The organism is Nocardia sp. NPDC049935 (genome assembly GCF_055586645.1).
Map to the genome: position 1 here is coordinate 419,249 of NZ_JBVJHV010000006.1, position 19,248 is coordinate 438,496.

A 19,248-nucleotide genomic window follows, 5' to 3' on the forward strand; every position below is an offset into this window, starting at 1 on the left:
AGCAATCGGCAGTATCTTGCCGATTGGGGATTCCTATGTCCGGTCGGCCAGTTTTCACCGTCTCCCCCGTTCCCAGCGGAACGCGAAGTACGATTTCGCCGCAGCGAATTGCAGCGGCTGTGACATCGGCCGCGAACCGCGGAGCCGATTCACCGGACGGATTCGCAACGCCGGTCGTTCCCACCGACCTCAGGTAACGCGGGGTACCCGGATGGGCGATGATGTTCTCGACGCACCGGCTGCTGCAGACCGCGGTCCGCCTGCTCGGGCGACGCACAGGCACCGCGCGATATGACGCCGGACCGAACACTCCCCCTCGGCGGCGGGAGTGTCGATACCTCCGGATTACCCCGATCGCTCAGACCGTCGGCTTCGGTCCGGCCCCACGCAGACCAGCAGTGAAGGAGTCCCACTCCCCTGGACCGAAAACCAGGGCCGGGCCGGTGGGGTTCTTGGAGTCCCGCACGCCCACCATTCCACTGGCCAGATGGGCGACTTCGACGCAGTCTTTTCCACTGACGCTGCGGCTGCTCTTGAACCACGTTGCGCCGGATAGGTCGATGTTCACGCCCGATACTCCCTTGCCGTCGCCTCGATGAAGCGCTGTGTTTCTCGCTCGTCCAATGCTACGTGCAGGATGGAGTCGCGGGCCGCCTGATATTGGTCGACTTCGCTCGGCTTGTCCAGGTACAGCGCCCCGGTGAAACCTTCCACGTACACGACAGGAGGTTCTGTCAGTACCGGATTCAAATGCTCCGGAAACTCCAGGTACACGAAGTCCTTCGCCGCCAAACCACTATGATTGGGAGCGTCGAATCGAACTACCCGCAGGGAGACGGTCGGCGAGGCGGAGAGCTCGATGAGATGGTCCAACTGGGCCGCCATGGTCACGGCGTTTCCGATTACGTGCCGAAGTGCCGACTCGCCGAGTACGACGTCGAGGCTGAAGCCAGGCGAGTCCTGCAACCGCTCCTGACGCTTCCGAAGCAAGCCGAGCTCTCGGTCGAGGTCGATTTGAGCCCCGAGTGCGGTGGAGATATCCCACGTCGCACGTCGGTAATCCGGCGTTTGAACCAGCCCCGGCAGTGTTGTCGACTGCCACGAGAAGATCTTGCAGGCAGCTCGTTCCAAACCGAGAAACATCTCGAACTCGGGGAACATGACATCGTCATAGGACTGCCACCATCCGTCTTTGCGAGATTCATCGACCAGCCAGAGCAGCTCACGACGCTCGGTGCCGCTTGCCCCGTACACATCGCAAAGCGCATTGACCACCATTTTCTTCGTCTCGCTGTTGCGCCCGGATTCCAAGCGCCACAGTGTCTGCGCCCCCATCTCGCACTTCCGGGCCGCGTTCGCCCGGCTCATCCCGGCCAGCTCGCGCAGTTCGCGCAGACGTCGGCCCAGTACCCGCCGCGGCAGGGTAGGTGGGTTCGCGGGATTCGATTCGATGGACATGGACACTCCCCTTCGTAGCCGTTACTCGCGGTTATTCCAACTCGAATGGAATAGTCGAACAGTTCGGAATTACCTATCCACCCGATGTAATTCCGTTGTGCCACAGAATCTTACGTATGGATTCACAATCGGCAAGAGGGATGCTTGACTGATTGCGCGGACGACGCCATGGAATATTCCACGGCGGAATTTTCCATATTGCACGCCAGACCATCCCGACGTTACGAGGTGACCATGCTGTTCGGACTACCGGTAACCGACCACCGGACGGTGCCGGTGATGACCGTCGACCACGCCCACCAGGTGATGCAGACCCATATCGAATGCCCGCCGACGGCGTGCCCGATCAAAAGACAAGCCCGGGCACGGCTGGTCGAGGAACGCAGAATGGTTCCCGGTGCCCGGGAATTCTCCGAGTACTGATCCGACCGGGTGAAGGGAAATATATCAGTGAAAGAAGAATTGCCGCGTCGCCTCCCCGGTGCGGCTCCGGTACCGCCGGGGAGGAATTGGCAATCCCCGGCCGACCCCGCCACACTGCTCCGGGTGTCGAACGCATTGCGCCGGTGGGCCATCACGGGAAACCGGGCGGGCAGGTGAACAGACGCCGAGCGCGCGACTATCACACTGCGCTGTTCGATTCGCTTGCCGCACAGGCCGGAAGCCTGGGTTACCGTCTCGTCCGCGAGCCGGGCACGCCGGCGCGATGGTCGTTGCTGGACGCCACGGACGGCGAAACGCTGTACGGGGCTTCCGCTCTCACCGATATCGCGCGGTATCTCGATGGCTAGCGGCGAAGCGCTCCCCCGGCCTCACGCGGGCCGCTCGGCACCGCCTCGGGTATCCGGGCAGTCACGGACACTGCTACCAGGTGTCCGCCTCGTCCTCGCGCAGGCGGGGCAGGGCCCGGTCGATCCACTCGGCGAACGCGGCCGCGAGATCGGACGCGCCCGCAGGCCGCACCGTGACGTGTTCCCGGGTTCGACTCTCCAGGTACCTGCCGTCACCGGTGATGTCGTACCACTGGAGTCCGTACCAGGGCTCGGGCCGGTCCAGAATCGACCCGACCCGCAGGCCCGCGCTACCGCCGCCATCGGCGGGCCGCAGCGCGAGGCGCCGGTATTGTTCGCCGGGGCCACGCCGGTGGGACTGCTGCTGTTCCCGGCCCGGGGCGAGGTCGTCGATATGGAACGTGCCCGCCGCTTCCCGTCCGGTGTCACACGTCGGCACCATGGCGGCGAGGCGTTTCGGAAGTTGCCCGGCGGCGAACAGGTGCGCGTGGACCGAGCCGTAGACGCCGTCGATCACCGACTGCGCGAGCACCACCCCGTACTGCGGGTTGCGCGCGCCGACCACCCGGTACTCCCGAATCCGGCCCTTGGACGTCGCGGTCGAGGCACCGAGTATCTCGATCCGCAGGTCACCGTCGGACACGGTGTGCAGAGCACGCCGGATCAGTTCACGCTCATCCCGGTCGTACCGCTCCCGCACGGCCGCCACATGCGCCTCATACGGGTTGCGGGTCTTGTACACGCTCAGATAGCGGAGCGGGCGCGGGAACCGATCGATCCCGTCGCGATACCAGAGCGCGGCGAAATCGTCCGGCTCCCAGATCCATGTGCTCATTGTCGGTGGTTATTCCTCGATTACGTCACGGCTGCCGGAGCGTCGGCTCCGGCAGCCGCCGGCCGGAGCCCGGTGCGGGCAGGTAACTCAGTCGCGTTCCGGTGGGCGCGCGGCCGGTACGTCGGCCCCCAGTACCCCGCCGGGAATCGTGGGCGGCAACTCCCCGAGCAGTTCGTCGGTGTTCTCGGCGGTGATGAGATAGTCCGGGATCTCGTGCTTGTCGTCATCGCCCCCCTGCTGTCCGCGACCCGCCCCCGGCGACATCATCCCCGGCATACCGCTGCGCGCCGCACCCGAACTGGTGGTCCCGGCAGCCGCCGCGGCAGGGGCGGCGGTGGTGTTGGGGGTACCGGGCACGCTGCGGCCGGGATCACCGGTGGTCACCGGACTTCCGCCGGGCGACCCCGGGGATCCCGGACCGGGAGAGGTCGTCGTGCTCGGCATGGTCGTGGTGCTCGGTGTGGTGGATACCGGGCTATCCGTGGTGGACGGCGTCGTTTCGGTCGGCGTCTCGCCGGGCTGCTCGGTGCCCGGTTCCTCTGTCTGCTCGGTGCCCGGATCATCACCGGGCTGCTCTTCGCCGGGCTCCTCCCCGGTGGGATTCTCTCCGTCCGGCGTGCCCGTATCCGGACTGTTCGGGTTACCACCCTCCTCGGTGGACGTATCGCCGGGGCCGGGTTGGTCACCGGTATCGGTGGGCAGATCTGTGTGCAGGGGCTGGGTCGGGTTCACGGGGACGGGCAGGACGGGAATCTTCGTATCGGCCGCGACGAAGCCGGTCACATAGTTGTCGCCCATCACCTGCCGTGCCACTTCCTCGGCATCACTGCGATCGGTGTCCTCGTAGAACGGCAGCCACGACCACCCTGTCGGATTGATCCACGACTTGTCCCCGGGGACCTCGGGCAAGTTGTTCTGGGTACGCATGATCGAGACGACCGAGTCGTGGACCTGAACAGCCAGCGCATTCAGCGCGGGAACCAGATCTTCGGCCCGGGTGGCGTAATTGCCGATCGCCTGGCGAGACTGCTCCGCTGCCGGCCCCTCCCAGGCCGCCGAGCTGGACCGGCGGATGCGCGCCGCGAACACCTGCACCCCGCTCTCCCACATAGCGGCGATCTGCCCGTATTGGTCCGAGGCGGTCATTCCGTGATCACCCGGCGCCAACGGTTTGAACGCCTCGTTGATCTGAGTATGAGAGAACCCGTTGGGCTCCTCCGGATCACCGATTTTCGGACTCTCGTTCTGAAAGGTCATCGCTCCCCCTGCTTCATACCGGCTGGCGCACTGTGTGGCAGCACCATGTTTCCCCTACTGACCCGGAATCACGGGGAACGCGGGCGGCATCGCCAGCGGCGTGATCGGCGGTGCTCCAACCATCAACTCGTTGTACCGACCAGCGAACGCCTCATCGGTCTGCATGTACCGCTGCGCGATAACCCTGTGTAACTCCTGGATGTCCTCAACGATCCGGTAATGCTCATCCAATATCGCATGAATATCGTTGCCGTCTAACGACTTCTGCGCCTTGGTACGGAAACGATCGACCAGGACAGACGCCGAGGTGAGGCCTTGAGCCGTCTCTCCGAGATCCCATCGTTCACGGCTATATATTTCCCGTGCGATTCGCTGCAATTCTTGAATTAGGAGCTTGAAACCTTCACAGTCGCGATCCATGTATACGAACTCTTCAGCATTAACCCGCACCGCTTCCGGCGAACCCGCGCCTAAGTTCACCGACAAATAGCCATCCCGCGCCTGGGCCAGCAGATCCTCCAGTGGACGTGGCGCGCTATCTCCACTCATTCCCGAACTCCCTCCCTTTGCCTACCGCCGAAATCTCACTGCGCTCAAGCATCCGGTATCAATGGGGCGATCTTCTCTGCCAGTCCCCGCGACAGTTCACACGTATCGATGTCTCCGGTCTTATTCCGCGACTCAGGATTGTCCATCGAGAGTTCGAGACTGCCTCCGTCCATCTCTACATAAAACAAGCAGGATGCCCGCACATCAGGATCGCCGGCCGCATCCACCGCCATGGCCGACCTACCGTCGACGGTGTACTCCTGTCGCACCACGAACTGGTCGTTGTCCCGCACCACAGGCAACGTCAGATTCGTCGTAGTGATTCCGACCGCGTAGCTGTCTGGAGCCACGTAACTGCACCCGCGCCACTTGATCCCCTGCGAACCATCGACATTCGCATCCGTCACCCCACGCCGCAGATCCTCCGATGCCAGCACCTCCTGCGGAATATCAGTACACGGATCGAACGACGACGGCGCTTCCGCCGCGATCGGCAACCCGGTCGTGGTGGTTACCGGCGACGCCGTCCCCTCGGACCCGGAATCACACCCCGCGACCAGCAGCGCAACCCCCACACCACACAGAATCCCCCGGACCGACCGAACAGCGGCCATCACGAACCTCCCGACACCGGCATTCCATATCGAACCGGGAACCGGCCGGCCCCCCGCGTCCAGCCGACCCTACCTACCCCGTAACCCCTACTCAACCCGCCACCGTCCGAACACCTGCTTGCCCTAATGACGGAATGAGGGCCCTCGCTTGCCTGCTCGTTGCAGGATCATCCAGGCGGGGCCGGACACCGCCGTGTCGTACCACCCGGCGTTGGACTTCCAGATGCAGCCTTCCCAGCCCGAGAATTCGGTCCCGAAAGGCCCGGTCGGCACGGGCCGGTGCCGTCGGCGGTCCGGCACCAGAAACGGGCTCAGGGCGTGACGATCGCGAAATCCGGGTCCGGGGCGTCGAGCAGGTCCTCGAGCTGCCGCAGGACCGCCGGATCGCCGGCGACGCGGATATCTCCGGACCGGACCGCGGCGGCGAAATCCCCGCCGCCCAGAATCACCTTCAGCAGGGTGGCCCTGGTCAGGTCGAAGGAGGCATCGGGGGCGGCACCGGGGGCGCCGGCCGGGACGTCGTAGTGCACGAGCACGCCGTTGCGCAGTTCGGTCCGGTGCGTGCGGTGCTCGTCGCGGATACGCCAGTCCATCAGCATCCGCCGGTCCCAGGCCCGGGGTCCGTCGACCCGGACGGCGATCGCGTCGAACACCATCTCCACCGTCAAGGCCGCGCTGAGGCCGGCATTGTCGGTGCTGGTCGGAGTGCCGAACGAACCGTTGCGCAGTTCGGTCGCACCGGAGAGGTAGAAGTTGCGCCAGGTGGCGTTCTCCGCGCCGTAACCGAGCTGTTCGAACGTACTGGCCTGGAGTTGTTTCGCCGCCGTATTCGCCGGGTCGGCGAAGATCACGTAGTTCACCAATTGCGCCGCCCAACGGTAGTCGCCGTCGCGGTAGGCGTTGCCCGCCTTGTCCAGCACCGCGTCCGCGCCGCCCATCGCGTCGACGTGGCGGGTGGCCGATTCCACCGGCGGATGTTCCCACAGATGCGCGGGATTACCGTCGAACCAGCCCATGTAGCGCTGATAGACGCCCTTCACGTTATGGCTCAGCGACCCGTAGTAGCCGTGGCTGTGCCAGGCGTCGCGCAACGCGGGCGGTAGCTCGAGCATTTCCGCGATCTCACTGCCGACAAAACCTTGATTGATCAGCCGCAGGGTCTGATCGTGCAGGTAGGCATACAGATCGCGTTGCAGCGAGAGGTATTCGACGATGCGATCCCCACCCCAGGTCGGCCAATGGTGCGACGCGAAGGCCACCTCGGCGGAGTGGCCGAACAGATTGATCGCCTCGGTGAGGTACCCGGCCCACATCCGCGGGTCCCGGACCTGGGCGCCGCGCAGGGTGATCAGATTGTGCATGGTGTGCGTGGCGTTCTCGGCCATACAGAGCGCGCGATGGTCCGGGAAGTAGAAATTCATCTCGGCCGGGGCCTCGGTGCCCGGGGTCAGATGGAAGACGATGCGGACACCGTCGATGGTCTCCTCTTGCCCCGTGCGGGTGATATCGCGGGTGGGCGGAATCAGGCCGATGGTGCCGACCGAGGTGGTCTGCCCGAGGCCCGAACCGACCTGGCCCTTCGGACCGCGGGGCAGTGCGGCGCCGTACATGTACCCGGCGCGGCGGCTCATCGCCGGGCCCGCGTAGACGTTCTCGGAGACCGCGTGCTCGAGGAACCCGGCGGGCGCCAGCACCGGACAGCGCCCCGCCCGGACCTCCTCCGGGCTCGTCACACCGAGCACGCCACCGAAGTGGTCGACATGCGCGTGGGTGTAGATCACCCCGGTGACCGGGCGGTCGCCCCGGTGTTTCCGGTACAGGCCGAGGGCGGCGGCCGCGGTCTCGCGGGAGATGAGCGGGTCGATCACGACCACGCCGGCCCGCCCCTCTACCAACGTCATGCTGGAGAGGTCGAGTCCGCGCACCTGGTAGATGCCCGGAACCACCTCGTAGAGACCCTGCCGGGCGACCAGCCCGGACTGCCGCCACAGGCTCGGATGCACCGACGGCGGGCACGGCTCTCGCAGGAACCCGTACGAATCGTTGTCCCAGACGACCTTGTCGCCGGCGCCGCGAACCACGCCGGGTTCCAGTGAGCCGATCCAGCCCCGATCGGCATCGGCGAAATCCGCGGTATCGGAGAAGGGCAGTGTGTCGGCGGCGCGGCGATTGCTGTCGAGAACATGACCGCTGGGCTCGCTCACCTCCGCGAAGGCGCCCGCGTCGAATCCGGGGGAATCGCAGCCCGATACCGAGGCGCCCACCGCGGTCACCGCCAGCGCGGCAGCGCCGATACCGAAGATCCCGCGCCGTGAAATCCTGTGGTCGCCGCCGGAATCAGCTCCGGCGCCATCGAATTGCACGCCGTTACCGCTTGTCATCGCCGACACCACCTACTCACTGGACAGAACACCCCCGGTGGGAAGGCTCGCGGAACTCCCTCGTCACCTCCGCGAACATCTCCCACACCGGGAGTCATGACGGAACGAGAATTCCGTGGCGGCGGCCACACCACAAGTTTGCGTGCGCAATGCTCGAAATAGTCGAAACGAAAATTGTGTGCATTGTGTTCACCGAATCGGCGCACGTTATCGTGCACGAATGGCCAGAGCACGAAACCGGACGGTCCGGTTGCGCACGCAGGTCCTGCTGCTGCAGGTCCTGGTCCTGGCGCTGGCCTTCGTCGTCGCCCTCGCCATCTGGGCGTTCCGCAGCGACACCCGGCTGCGGACCGGGTTCGGGCAGCGGGCCCTGGCCATCGCCCAGGTGATCGCCGCCGAACCCGGGGTGCGTGAGCAGGTGACCCGGGCCTCCTCGGCACCGCTGCCGGAGCCGGGCCGGATCGAGGCGGACCCGGCCGCGGCGCGGGTGCAGGACTCCGTCGCCGCGGCCCGGGCGCGGACCGGCGCGGACGCGATCGTGGTCACCGATGATCGTGGCGTCGTCCTGGCGGGCCCGGACCTGCCCGTGGGGCCGGTATCACCCGGCGGCCCGCCGGGGCACGCGTCCGCCGAGGAGTACGGCACCGAACACGGCACCGCCTGGGCCCGGGTTCCCATCCGCGCGGTCGGCGCCGAGCGGGCGACCGGCACCGTCGACGTCCGGCTCGCCATCGACCCCGCGGCCACCCGGCTGGCCCCGGATCTCCGCAATGCCGCGCCGGTCGTCGGGGCCGGACTTCTGCTGGGCGTCGCCGGCGCGCTGCTGCTGGCCCGCCGGTGGCGCGGTCTCACCCTGGGCCTGGAACCCGCCGATCTGGCGGAACTGGTCCGCGGGCAGGCCGCGATCCTGCACGGAATCGGCCAGGGCGTGGTCGCCGTGGATTCGGACGGGCGCACGACCTTCGTCAACGACCAGGCCGTCCGGTTGCTCGGGATCGGCCGCGCCACGGGTCGTCCGATGGCCGAGATCGGCCTGACTCCGCGGGTGCTCGACCTGTTCCGCACGTTGGAATCGCGCCCGACCACCGCGACGGTGCACGATCGGGTCGTGGTGGTCGTGGCCCGCCCGGTCCGCCGCGACGGCCGAGATCTGGGCGCGGTGCTCATCGTGCAGGACCGCACCGATGTGGAATCGCTGACCCGTCAGCTCGACGCGGTGCAGTCGATGAGCACGGTACTGCGCGCCCAGCGCCACGAATTCGCCAATACGCTGCACCTGCTCAGCGGCCTGCTGCACCGCGGCCGGGTCGGCGAGGCCACTCGCTGTATCGACGACACCCTCGGCTCGGGTCCGCTCGGCGCCGCCGCCCCCGGTATCGACGCCGTCGCCGACCCTTACCTGCAGGCATTCCTCGCGGCCAAGGCCGCCCACGCCCGCGAGCGCGGCGCCGAACTGGCGCTCGCGCCGGATACCGCCGTGGCCGGCGCGCTGATCGACCCCGTCGATGTCACCACCGTGCTGGGCAATCTCCTGGACAACGCCCTCGACGCGGTCGCGGATACCGACGATCCGGTGAAAAGAGTGGAAGTGGAACTGATACAGGAGGAATCCACGCTGTACATCGTGGTCACCGACAGCGGTCCCGGTATCGCGCCGGAACTGGTCGACACCATTTTCACCGAGGGCACCTCCACCCGTGACCCGGGCACGGTCCCCGGCGGGCGCGGTGTGGGACTGGCCCTGATCCGCCAGCTGGCCCGGGCGCGCGGCGGCGATGTCCTGTTGTCCAGTCCGGGCGGTGGTGCCGAGGTGCTGCGCGGCGCCGAATTCGTGGCACGAATCCCCGGCGTCCTGCGGACGAGGGAGCAGTGATGAGCACCGGACCACTGCGGGTCCTGATCGTGGAGGACGATTTCCGGATCGCGAACCTGCACACCGATATCGTGACCTCGGTACCCGGTTTCACCGTCGTGGGAGTCCTGTCGACCGTGGCCGACGCGCGGGCCGGCTATCGCGAGCTCGCCGCCGACCTCGCGCTGGTCGATGTCTATCTCCCGGACGGCAACGGTATCGATCTGGTGCGCGAAATGCGCTGCGACACGATGGTTCTCACCGCCGACTCGGACAGCGATACTGTCCGGGCGGCGCTCGGCGCCGGGGCACTCGGCTATTTCGTCAAACCTTTTCCACCGGCGGCTTTGAGCTCCCGGCTGGCCGGCTACGCCCGCTATCGCCGGTTATTGGCGGATCCCCGGGTTGACCATGCCCGCGTGGAAGCCGCCCTGGCGGCGCTGCGCCCGGCACCCGCTCCCGTACCCGCCCCGCCGGTGGTCTCACCCACCAGAACCCTGGTGCTGGAGGCCCTCGAGGACTCCGGCCGACCCCTGTCCGCGGGTGAGGTCGCCGATGCCATCGGCGTCTCCCGCCCCACCGCCCAGCGCCACCTCACCGCTCTCGTCGGCGCCGGCGAACTCCGGATGCGTCTGCGCTACGGGCAGGCGGGCCGCCCGGAACAGGAGTACTCGCTGTCCCCGGACCGCTGAGCGCCGGGCAGTAGTCCATGAGACCTCCGGGAACGCCCACAAGCAGCAAACCCATGACCAGTCCGGCGATCGCCGCGATGAGCAGCCCGGCCGTGGAAGAGGGGGCAGTGTAACCTGTTCCCGGACACGGTAAGAGGGGGCGAAAGTTGTTCGGTAACAGTGAATTCGTGGTGACGTGTTCGTTCCCCGAGGTCGATCTCGCTACCGCGGACGAACTGTGCGCCGATCTGTCCGACAGCCTCCACCTGGCCCTCCCGGAGCTCTCCACCGCCCGGGTCCGGGACAACGAGCTCACCCAGGACCTCGGCACGATCCTGACGATCGTGCTGTCCCAGCCCGCCGTGGTTCTGGTCATCCGTGAGCTGTTCCGCTGGGGCGCGCGGAGATACGACGCGAGTTTCCGGCTGAGCCGGTCGGACACCGGGGAGACCGTGCATATCAAGGGGCCGCTGACGGATCGTCACGAGCGGATCCTGCGGGACTTCCTCTCCGGCGACGGCCATGCATGACCCGGACCGGACGGTCGCGGTCGTCTGCGGCGCGAGCAGTTGGCCGCGACTGGACGGTTTCACGGCGGCCAGCGCGTTCGGGAGGACCGCGAGGGGACTCATCGCGTATCTGACGGGTGAGAACGGGCTCGGGCTGCCGGACGGAAACGTCCTGGACCTGTTCGACAGCGACGCCACCGCGGTGCAGCATTTCGACCGCGTCAAAACGTTTCTCGAGCACCATATGCGGCGTACCCGCAGTCGTCACGGCAAGGGCATGCTCGTCCTGGTCGCCTATATCGGGCACGGCGCCTTCTTCGAGGCACAGCGGTTCTACTGTCTGCTGCTGCGCGACACCCACGAACCCGCGCCGGTGGAAACCAGTCTGCGGGTGTCGGCCCTGTCACGCACGCTCCGCAACACCGCTCCCCGGAGTTCACGGATCGTGATCCTCGATTCGTGTTTCGCCGCCCATGCCGTCAACGATTTCCAGAGCGAGGTCCAGCAGGTCGCGTCGGCGAAGGCGCAGGAGGCCGTCGAGTACGAACTCGACGAGATCCGGCCGGCCGACGATGCTTTCGAGGAGACGTTCGACGAGGTCACCGCGATCGAAGGGGGCGGCGGTTCGGGGGGCGTCGCGCTGCTGTGCGCGTCCAGTTCCAAGGATCCCGCCCAGCTGGCGAGCGAGGATTCCTACACCTTGTTCGGGCAGGCGCTGCTCGATGTGCTGCGTTACGGCGACCCCCGGCGGCCGGGTCCGATGAGCCTGCGCCAGGTGTGCCGGCTCATCACCGAACGGCTGCGGCAGGTCGGGGACGCGCCGCGGCCCCAGGTGCATTCGCCGGAGCAGGACGGTCACGACCTGGCCGACGAGCCGCTGTTCCCGAATCCCGCGCTGGGATCGCCGCCGAAGATGCGGATCACCCGGCCCCGGCGCACGAAACGGCTGCTGGGCGCCCTGGCGACGGCCGTCGCCGTGGTCTGCGCCGCGGTGGCGGTGGCGTTGATCTATCCGGATCGGGAGAACCCCTGCGGCACCGATATCGCGACCGTGATCCACGACGGCGACGAATGCCTCGGCCTGACCGACGGTTCGTACAATTTCTTCCGGCCGCCCGCCCGGGATCAGATCGTGCAGGACCAGATCCAGCTGGTGCTCGACACTCTCAGGGATCAGAACGCCTGGACCGAAGACCTGCACGAACAGCACCCCGAACGGCCGTACTTCACCCTGGTCAACCTCCAGTCCCTCACCGCGCCGAAGCACGGCAGCGGTACGGCGGCCGATCTGACCGCCGAACGGGAAAGCCTGGAGGGGCTGGTCGTCGCGCAGCGCAAGCAGATCGACGCCGTCGGCCCGGGCGAACCGTTGATACGCATCCTGATCGGTAACGCGGGCCGGGGGACGGCGAAGGGCCCGGAGCTGGCCGACCAGATCATCCGGGCCGCGCGCGAGGACCCCACCATCGTCGGCGTCGTCGGCTTCAATATGAGCAACCGGGCGACGCAGGACACCGTGGCGGTCCTCGCGGGCGCCGGTATCCCGATGGTGGCCACCACGCTCTCGCTGGACACGCTGGCCGACCGCAATCCGCTGTTCATCCAGGTGGCGCCGCAGAATCGGCGCGAGGCCGCCACCGTGGCCGGGTTCGCCGCGAACGAACTGTCCACGCCGCGCACTCTCCGGATCTACTACTCCGGCGACGAAACCGACCTCTACAGCATCAACCTGCGCGACGACGTCCGGTACTGGTTCGAACAGTTCGGATTCGCGGTGCGGACGCACTCGTTCACCCCGTCCGGCCTGCTCGCCGAGGACGCGGCCCCGCGTACGGACCATATGTTCGGCAGCGCGTTCGAGGCGGGAACGGATATCTGCACCGGTGACGGTATCGCGTTCTTCTCCGGCCGCGGCGTTCCCGACTTCGGCGAATATCTGCGCGGCGCGTCGACCTGTGAGAATCGCGCCACGACGATCATCGGCGCCGACGATGTCACCAAACATGTCGCCGACCCGGTGGCCCGCTCACGCGAGGCCCTCGCCGGGGTGCCGTACTACTTCGTCTCGTTCGCCCCGGCCCCCATCACCGATTCCGAACCGGCCGCGATCGCGACCAGATTCTACGATCTGCTGCGCCAGCGGTTCGCCTTCGAACAGCAACCCGAGAGCGAGCGTTCCCTCGACGGGCACGCCGCGCTCGCCTACGACGGCGCGCAGGTGTATCTCACCGCGGTCCGGGAGCTGAACCGCACCGCGCCGGGGCAGCCGACCCTGGCCGCGGTATCCCGGCAGGTCACCGAGTTGGGCGTACTTCCCGGCGCCACCGGAACCTTCCATTACGGCGTGCGTCCCCGGCCCAATGTGCCCCGGCACAAGCCCGTCACCGTGCTGCGGGTCGAGAACGGGGACGTGGTCCGCCGGATTTACGCCTACTGCGGCGACTACCCCGACCGCCCCACGGCCTCCGCGCCCTGGTGCCCGCCCGATGCCGACGAGCGACCCGCGGGTCCCTGAACGCGGCTGTCCGGCGAAGGGTGCGCACGCGGATTACCGCATCATCGCAGATCGTTGGCGATTTCCGCGATCATCTCCCGGGTGCGGCGCTTCGAGGCGATCAGTTCGTCGCGGTTGTCGCCGATGGGCAGCAGCCGCACCGACAGATCGGTCGCGCCGGCCTCGGCATAGCGGCGCAGACCCGCGGCGATGGCGTCCTCGTCACCCGCGATGCAGATATCGCCGATATCCCGGGCGTCGCCCTGCTCCAGCAGCCGCTGATAATTCGGGGAGACCTCCGCCTCCCCCAGGATGCGATTGGCGCGCTGCTTGGCCGTGTCGATATCGGCATTGGCGCAGAGGCAGATGGGCAGCCCGGCCACGATCCGCGGGGCCGTGCGACCGGCGTCGGCGGCGGCCTTGGTGATCCGCGGGACGACGTGATCGGCGATCGCGCGTTCGTCGGCCATCCAGAGAATGGTGCCGTCGGCATGCTCGCCGGCGATGCGCAGCATCACCGGGCCGAGCGCGGCGACCAGGACCGGCAGCGGCGCGACCGGGCCCAGGTCCAGCGGATTGTTCACGGTGAAACTGCCGTTGGAGACCTGTACCGTTCCGGGCCCGTTCAGCGCGGGATTCAGCACCTCGAGGTAGTCGCGGGTGTAGGCGGCAGGCTTCTCGTAGGGGAGGCCGAGCATATCCTGCACGATCCAGTGGTGAGACGGGCCGACGCCCAGCGCCAGCCGGCCGCCGGCCACCGCGTGCGCCGAGAGCGCCTGCCGGGCCAGCGCGACCGGATGCTGCGCCTGCAGCGGCACCACCGCGGTACCGAGTTCGATCCGCTCGGTGGCCGCGCCCAGCAGAGCGATCGTCACCAGGGCGTCGAAATCCGTCGGGATCTGCGGGATCCAGGCGGTATCCATCCCGGCCGATTCGGCCCATTTGATGTCGTCGACCATCCGGGCCGCCTTACGCGCGGTATCGCCGCGCTCGGGCCCGATCATCACACCGATCCGCACGATTCCTCCACTCTCAGACATATTTCGAGGTGGAGCCGCCGCCCACCGTCATGGCGGCGGCTCCGGGCCCGGACGTCACCGCGTCCGGGAGCGGGATACCCGAGGAGGTATGGACTGTGTCGCTCATCTTTGAATACGATACTTGCAGAAAATGAGAATGCCAATACCGCTTCGCGCGAACGCATAATCGACCGGGAGTGACATGTCGACCGAACAGCAGATCTTCACCGACCGGACACTGGTGGTGTCCGGGGCCAGCCGGGGTATCGGTCTCGCCATCGCCCTGGGCGCGGCCCGCCACGGCGCCAATGTGGTGCTGCTGGCGAAAACCGCGGAGCCGCATCCGAAACTGCCCGGCACCGTGCATACCGCTGTCGCCGAGATCGAGGCGGCCGGCGGGAAGGCGGCGGCGGTGGTCGGCGATGTCCGCGACGAGGACGATGTGGCGCGGGTCGTGGACACCGCGCTGGAACGGTTCGGGCGGATCGACTACTGCGTCAACAACGCCAGCGCCATCGCCACCGACCCCACCGAGCGGCTCTCGGCCAAGAAATTCGACCTGATGCAGCAGATCAATCTGCGCGGCACCTTCCTGCTGACCCGGGCCTGCCTACCGCATCTGCGGGAGGCGCCGAATCCGCATATCCTGACCGTCGCACCGCCGCTCAACACCAGCCCGCGCTGGCTCGGCGCCCACCCGTCCTACACCCTGTCCAAATACGGGATGACCCTGCTGACCCTGGGCTGGGCGGCGGAGTACGCCGACGCCGGTATCGCGGCGAACTGCCTCTGGCCGCAGACCTATATCGCGACCTCGGCGGTGGCGAATCTGCCGGACGGCAGCGATCTGCTGGAGAAATCGCGCAGCCCGCGGATCATGGGCGACGCCGCCGCGGAGATCCTGGCGCGGGAGGCCAGGTTCAATACGGGCAACTGCTATATCGACGCCACCGCCCTCATCGAATCCGGGCGGACCGACCTCTCCGAATACGGCGGCGGCGACAACCCGATCCCGGATATGTTCCTGGACTGACCCGCGGGGTCAGCCGGGGCGCCGGGCCACCACCGCGAAGTTCAGCGGGATCCGCGGCGCTCCCGGCGGGAGCTCCCAGCCCTGCGGGCAGGCCACGAGCCCGGGGAAGGCGCGCCAATCCATATACGGCAGTTCGGCGAACTCGTCGATCCGCAATCCGGCGCGTAGCAGCGAACCGGTGATCTCACCGAGGTCGTGACGCCACTCGTGCACCTCGGTCCGGGTGATCAGCCCGGCCGAGTTCTCGGTGTAGCTGCCGGAATCGGTGTAGGTCCGGGCGCCGCCCCCGGACAGGTAGTCGTCGGTGATCTCCCACGGCTCGAAGTCCACGGCCCCGAGAATCGGATGATCGTCACGGATCAGGAACACTCCGCCCGGCGCGAGCAGATCGTGGATGGACCGGGCCCAATCGGCGAGGTCGGGCAGCCATACGATCGTCCCGGCACTGGTGACGACCACATCGAACCGCCGGTCGATCAGCGCCGAGGCGAACCGCGCGTCGCCCTCCACCCAGGTGATCTCCCGGCCGTCGGCGCGCGCGATCCGGCCGGCGTGGGCCAGCGAGTTCGGGGACAGGTCCAGGCCGTGCACCTCGGCCGCGCCGAGCCGGGCCCAGGACAGGGTGTCGGTGCCGATATGGCATTGCAGGTGCAGCAGCGACCGGCCCCGGACGCCGGTCTCCGGGAGATGCCCGGCCAGCACCGCGAGGTCGTTGCGCACCACCGACGACACCGCCGCGGGGTCGGCCAGAAAGGCGTCGACGTCGTACATCTCGGAGCGCCGATGCACATCGGCCCGTTCGTCCCAGTTGGCGCGGTTGGCGGCGAGTGCCGCTGCCTCGTTCACGGCCCGGCTCCTTTCGGCGGTGCGGCAGCTCCTACGCGCGCCTGTCTATCACACGCGTGAGACGCATTCACACCGATTTTCGACCGGCCCGGTGCCGACGAGTGGCACCTGAAGCCCGCTCAGACCTCGACCGCGGTGCCGCAGATCCCGCAGACCTCGAGCACGCGGCGCTTCCAGCGGGCGACCGGCACGAAGAACAGGGTGAACTGCTTGAACTCGCGCATCCGGAGCCACTGCGTGGTGTTGTGACAGCGCGGGCAGGTACGGGTGGCGCCGGGGCCCAGGGGTTTGCGCTTGGTGCCGAATCCGAAGATGAAGAACACGGGGCCAGCGTAGAGGGTGGGGGTTACGCGACGGCCCGTTCGCGCGCCCGATGGGCGAATCGGGCCGGAACGGCGACCGGCCGCCCCCGGCACCACAGTGCGCGGGGGCGGCCGGTCGCGACTGCCGTCGCGGTCGTTCAGAAGCTCGCGGGCATACTCTCCCAGCCCCGGACCGTGGAGGTCGGCGACAGTGTGGCGGCGGACAGATCGGGCTCCCACTCGGGGAACCGTTTCAGGATCTCCTCCAGCGCGATCCGCCCCTCCAGCCGGGCCAGGGCCGAACCCATGCAGAAATGGGTGCCCACGCTGAAGGCGAGATGCGGTTTGCTCTCCCGGTGGATATCGAAGACGTCGCCGTCGGGCGCGAAATGCCGGCCGTCACGGTTGGCGGCGCCGATGAGCATCATCATGGCGCTGCCCTCGGGCACGGTCTGCCCGTGGTACTCCACATCCCGGGTGACATAGCGGGCCACATGCGGAGCCGGGGGCTCGAACCGCAGTAGTTCCTCGACCGCGGCCGGGATCAGCGAGGGGTCGTTCACCAGTTCCCGCCGCTGGTCCGGATGCTCGGCCAGCACCTTGCCCGCCCAGCCGATCAGCCGGGTGGTGGTCTCGTTACCGGCGCCGGACACCACGTTGATGTAAGTGAGGATCTCGTCGCGGGTGAGGTTGCGCAGGGTGCCGGTCTCGTCCTCGAACTCCACGTTCAGCAGTTCGGAGATGATGTCGTCGGACGGGTGCTCGGTGCGCCAGTCGACGTACTTCTCGAAGAGTTCCCCGCTGACCATGCCCTCCGTGGACGCCTTCATCGGCTTGCCCTCTTCGGTGCGCATCTGGTCGTTGGCGAAATCGCGGATGGCCTCCTGGTCCTCCTCCGGGATGCCCAGCAGCATGCCGATGGTCCGCATCGGCATCTGCGCGCCCAGATCGGCGATGAAATCGATCTTGCCGGTCCCGATCAGCGGATCCAGGCTGCGCGCGCAGAACTCCCGGACCTTGTCCTCCAGCGCGGAGATCTTGCGCGGGGTGAACATCCGGGACAGCAGTTTGCGGTGCATGGTGTGGATCGGCGGATCCTCGAAGATCAGGACGCCGGGCGGGATCTCGATATTCGCCTTGATCAGTTCGATGATCGCGCCGCGCGCCGAACTGAAGGTGTCCTTGTCGATCAACGCCGCGTTCACATCGGCGAACCGGCTGAGCGCGTAGAAATCGTGGGTTTCGTTGTAGTACAGCGGTCGCTCGTCGCGAATCCGCTTGAACATCGGATACGGATCCGCGTTCAGCTGGACATCGTAGGGGTCGTAATAGACGTCGCTGGGCGCACTGGTCGTCACAGGTCGGTCTCCTCTCGGCGCGGTCGTTCCGGCGTGGTCACCACGTCACCGGCAGCCGGTACACACCGAAAGCCAGTTTGTCGTGTTTGAATTCGACGTCTTCGGCCGGAATCGCCAGCCGCATGGTGGGAATCCGCCGCAGCAGCGTCTTGAAGACGATCTGCAGTTCCACCCGGGCGAGCTGCTGGCCGACGCACTGATGCGGGCCGAACCCGAAGCCGACGTGCAGGCGCGCCGGGCGGGTCAGATCGAGCTTGTCCGGTTCCGGGAACTGGTTGGGGTCCCAGTTGGCCGGGGCCAGGTCGATGATCACGCCTTCGCCGGCCTTGATGGTGTGCCCGCCGATCTCGATATCGTCGAGGGCGACCCGGCGCTGGCCGTTCTGGATGATGCTCAGGTAGCGGAGCAGTTCCTCGATCGCGTTGGCGACGACCTTGGGTTCGTCGGTATCGCGCAACAGCGCCAGCTGATCCGGATTCTCCAGCAGGGCGAGCGTGCCCAGCGCGATCATATTCGCGCTGGTCTCGTGCCCGGCGATGAGCACACCGGTACCGATCTGCGCGGCTTCCTTCATCGAGATCTCACCGGCGGTGACGCGTTCGGCCAGCTCGGTGACCATGTCCTCGGCGGGATTCTCCATCTTGGATTTGATGAGGTCGATCAGATAGCGCGCCAGACCGACCCGCCCCTGCTGCGATTCCTCTTTGGTGGCGTAGCGGGAGACGCCGGTGGTCGCGTGCTGCTGGAAGAACTCGTGATCTTCGTAGGGCACGCCCAGCATTTCGCTGATCACCAGGGACGGCACCGGCAACGCCAGCGCCTCGACCAGATCGGCGGGCTGCGGTCCGGCCAGAATCGCGTCGATATGGTCGTCGGTGATCTTCTGGATCGCCGGACGCAGCGCGTCCACGCGTTTGACGGTGAACGGTTTGGTCATCATCCGGCGGAACCGGCTGTGTTCCTCGCCGTCGGTGTTGAACACCGAACGGGCCCGGTGCGGCACCATATCGAGCATGCCCTCGTTCCAGTGCGGGAACCCGGGCTGATGGTCGTCGGTGCTGATCCGCGGATCGGACATGAGCGATTTCAGTTCGGCGTACCCGGTGACCAGCCACGGTGTGCTGCCGTCCCAGATCCGGACCCGGCTCAGCGGCCGCTCGGTGATGAGCCCGAGCACCTCGGGCGGCGGCGCGAACGGGCAGGCGAGGGCCCGGTCCAGCGGATAGTTCAGGATTTCGTCGGTTTCCGTGGTGGAACCCGATCCAGCAGAGTTGGTCAC

General features: G+C 67.2%; 19 protein-coding genes. 7 read left to right on the forward strand and 12 right to left on the reverse strand.

Going from position 1 to position 19,248, the window contains the following annotated elements; all coding sequences use genetic code 11:
- Positions 1-358: 358 nt before the first annotated feature.
- On the reverse strand, positions 359-568 hold the full coding sequence (locus tag ACZ6SF_RS24290) for a DUF397 domain-containing protein (RefSeq protein WP_466064738.1): 210 nt from the start codon (positions 566-568) through the stop codon (positions 359-361).
- Positions 565-1,458 carry a helix-turn-helix domain-containing protein gene (locus tag ACZ6SF_RS24295; protein ID WP_466064739.1) on the reverse strand — a complete coding sequence of 298 codons (894 nt, stop codon included), beginning with the start codon at positions 1,456-1,458 and terminating at the stop codon, positions 565-567. Before ACZ6SF_RS24295 ends, ACZ6SF_RS24290 begins: the two co-directional genes overlap by 4 nt.
- Before the next feature lie 234 nt (positions 1,459-1,692).
- On the opposite strand from ACZ6SF_RS24295, the gene ACZ6SF_RS24300 reads away from it, so the two are divergent.
- Both ACZ6SF_RS24300 and ACZ6SF_RS24305 read left to right on the forward strand, forming a co-directional pair.
- Positions 1,693-1,881 carry a hypothetical protein gene (locus ACZ6SF_RS24300; protein ID WP_466064943.1) on the forward strand — a complete coding sequence of 63 codons (189 nt, stop codon included), beginning with the start codon at positions 1,693-1,695 and terminating at the stop codon, positions 1,879-1,881.
- Between the two features lie 173 nt (positions 1,882-2,054).
- On the forward strand, positions 2,055-2,249 hold the full coding sequence (locus ACZ6SF_RS24305; protein WP_466064741.1) for a hypothetical protein: 195 nt from the start codon (positions 2,055-2,057) through the stop codon (positions 2,247-2,249).
- Between the two features lie 73 nt (positions 2,250-2,322).
- On the opposite strand, the gene ACZ6SF_RS24310 is transcribed toward ACZ6SF_RS24305, so the two are convergent.
- The 5 genes from ACZ6SF_RS24310 to ACZ6SF_RS24330 all read right to left on the reverse strand — a co-directional run bounded on the left by ACZ6SF_RS24310 (position 2,323) and on the right by ACZ6SF_RS24330 (position 7,885).
- Positions 2,323-3,084 carry an ESX secretion-associated protein EspG gene (locus ACZ6SF_RS24310; RefSeq protein ID WP_466064742.1) on the reverse strand — a complete coding sequence of 254 codons (762 nt, stop codon included), beginning with the start codon at positions 3,082-3,084 and terminating at the stop codon, positions 2,323-2,325.
- Positions 3,085-3,171: 87 nt separating this feature from the next.
- Positions 3,172-4,341, reverse strand: a complete 1,170-nt coding sequence (locus ACZ6SF_RS24315) for a WXG100 family type VII secretion target (RefSeq protein WP_466064744.1) — start codon at positions 4,339-4,341, stop codon at positions 3,172-3,174.
- 54 nt (positions 4,342-4,395) lie between these two features.
- On the reverse strand, positions 4,396-4,890 hold the full coding sequence (locus ACZ6SF_RS24320; RefSeq protein ID WP_466064746.1) for a hypothetical protein: 495 nt from the start codon (positions 4,888-4,890) through the stop codon (positions 4,396-4,398).
- A gap of 44 nt (positions 4,891-4,934) precedes the next feature.
- A complete protein-coding gene (locus tag ACZ6SF_RS24325; RefSeq protein WP_466064748.1) occupies positions 4,935-5,465 on the reverse strand; it encodes a DUF3558 domain-containing protein in 531 nt (176 codons plus the stop codon).
- 350 nt (positions 5,466-5,815) lie between these two features.
- Positions 5,816-7,885, reverse strand: coding sequence for an alkyl/aryl-sulfatase (locus tag ACZ6SF_RS24330; RefSeq protein ID WP_466064750.1), 2,070 nt, complete (start codon positions 7,883-7,885; stop codon positions 5,816-5,818).
- Positions 7,886-8,105: 220 nt separating this feature from the next.
- Between ACZ6SF_RS24330 and ACZ6SF_RS24335 the strand changes: the two genes are divergently transcribed.
- The 4 genes from ACZ6SF_RS24335 (at position 8,106) to ACZ6SF_RS24350 (ending at position 13,432) form a co-directional block, all read left to right on the forward strand.
- The gene (locus ACZ6SF_RS24335; RefSeq protein ID WP_466064752.1) at positions 8,106-9,758 is read left to right on the forward strand and encodes a sensor histidine kinase; all 1,653 of its coding nucleotides are present in this window, start codon (positions 8,106-8,108) and stop codon (positions 9,756-9,758) included.
- Positions 9,758-10,429 carry a response regulator gene (locus tag ACZ6SF_RS24340; RefSeq protein ID WP_466064754.1) on the forward strand — a complete coding sequence of 224 codons (672 nt, stop codon included), beginning with the start codon at positions 9,758-9,760 and terminating at the stop codon, positions 10,427-10,429. Before ACZ6SF_RS24335 ends, ACZ6SF_RS24340 begins: the two co-directional genes overlap by 1 nt.
- Positions 10,430-10,575: 146 nt before the next feature.
- On the forward strand, positions 10,576-10,938 hold the full coding sequence (locus tag ACZ6SF_RS24345; RefSeq protein ID WP_466064755.1) for a hypothetical protein: 363 nt from the start codon (positions 10,576-10,578) through the stop codon (positions 10,936-10,938).
- Complete coding sequence (locus tag ACZ6SF_RS24350) at positions 10,931-13,432, forward strand: caspase family protein (RefSeq protein ID WP_466064756.1); 2,502 nt, start codon at positions 10,931-10,933, stop codon at positions 13,430-13,432. Before ACZ6SF_RS24345 ends, ACZ6SF_RS24350 begins: the two co-directional genes overlap by 8 nt.
- A 41-nt stretch (positions 13,433-13,473) precedes the next feature.
- Here ACZ6SF_RS24350 and ACZ6SF_RS24355 read toward each other — a convergent pair whose 3' ends face one another.
- A complete protein-coding gene (locus ACZ6SF_RS24355; RefSeq protein ID WP_466064945.1) occupies positions 13,474-14,430 on the reverse strand; it encodes an LLM class F420-dependent oxidoreductase in 957 nt (318 codons plus the stop codon).
- 202 nt (positions 14,431-14,632) lie between these two features.
- Between ACZ6SF_RS24355 and ACZ6SF_RS24360 the strand changes: the two genes are divergently transcribed.
- Positions 14,633-15,463: an SDR family oxidoreductase gene (locus ACZ6SF_RS24360; protein ID WP_466064758.1), complete on the forward strand. Its 831-nt coding sequence runs from the start codon at positions 14,633-14,635 to the stop codon at positions 15,461-15,463.
- Positions 15,464-15,472: 9 nt separating this feature from the next.
- Here ACZ6SF_RS24360 and ACZ6SF_RS24365 read toward each other — a convergent pair whose 3' ends face one another.
- The 4 genes from ACZ6SF_RS24365 to ACZ6SF_RS24380 form a co-directional block, all read right to left on the reverse strand.
- On the reverse strand, positions 15,473-16,309 hold the full coding sequence (locus ACZ6SF_RS24365) for a class I SAM-dependent methyltransferase (RefSeq protein WP_466064760.1): 837 nt from the start codon (positions 16,307-16,309) through the stop codon (positions 15,473-15,475).
- Positions 16,310-16,428: 119 nt separating this feature from the next.
- The gene (locus ACZ6SF_RS24370) at positions 16,429-16,632 is read right to left on the reverse strand and encodes a zinc-ribbon domain-containing protein (protein ID WP_466064761.1); all 204 of its coding nucleotides are present in this window, start codon (positions 16,630-16,632) and stop codon (positions 16,429-16,431) included.
- Between the two features lie 137 nt (positions 16,633-16,769).
- On the reverse strand, positions 16,770-17,969 hold the full coding sequence (locus ACZ6SF_RS24375; protein ID WP_466064763.1) for a cytochrome P450: 1,200 nt from the start codon (positions 17,967-17,969) through the stop codon (positions 16,770-16,772).
- Positions 17,970-18,006: 37 nt separating this feature from the next.
- Entirely contained in the window at positions 18,007-19,248 is a 1,242-nt protein-coding gene (locus ACZ6SF_RS24380) for a cytochrome P450 (RefSeq protein ID WP_466064765.1), read from the reverse strand.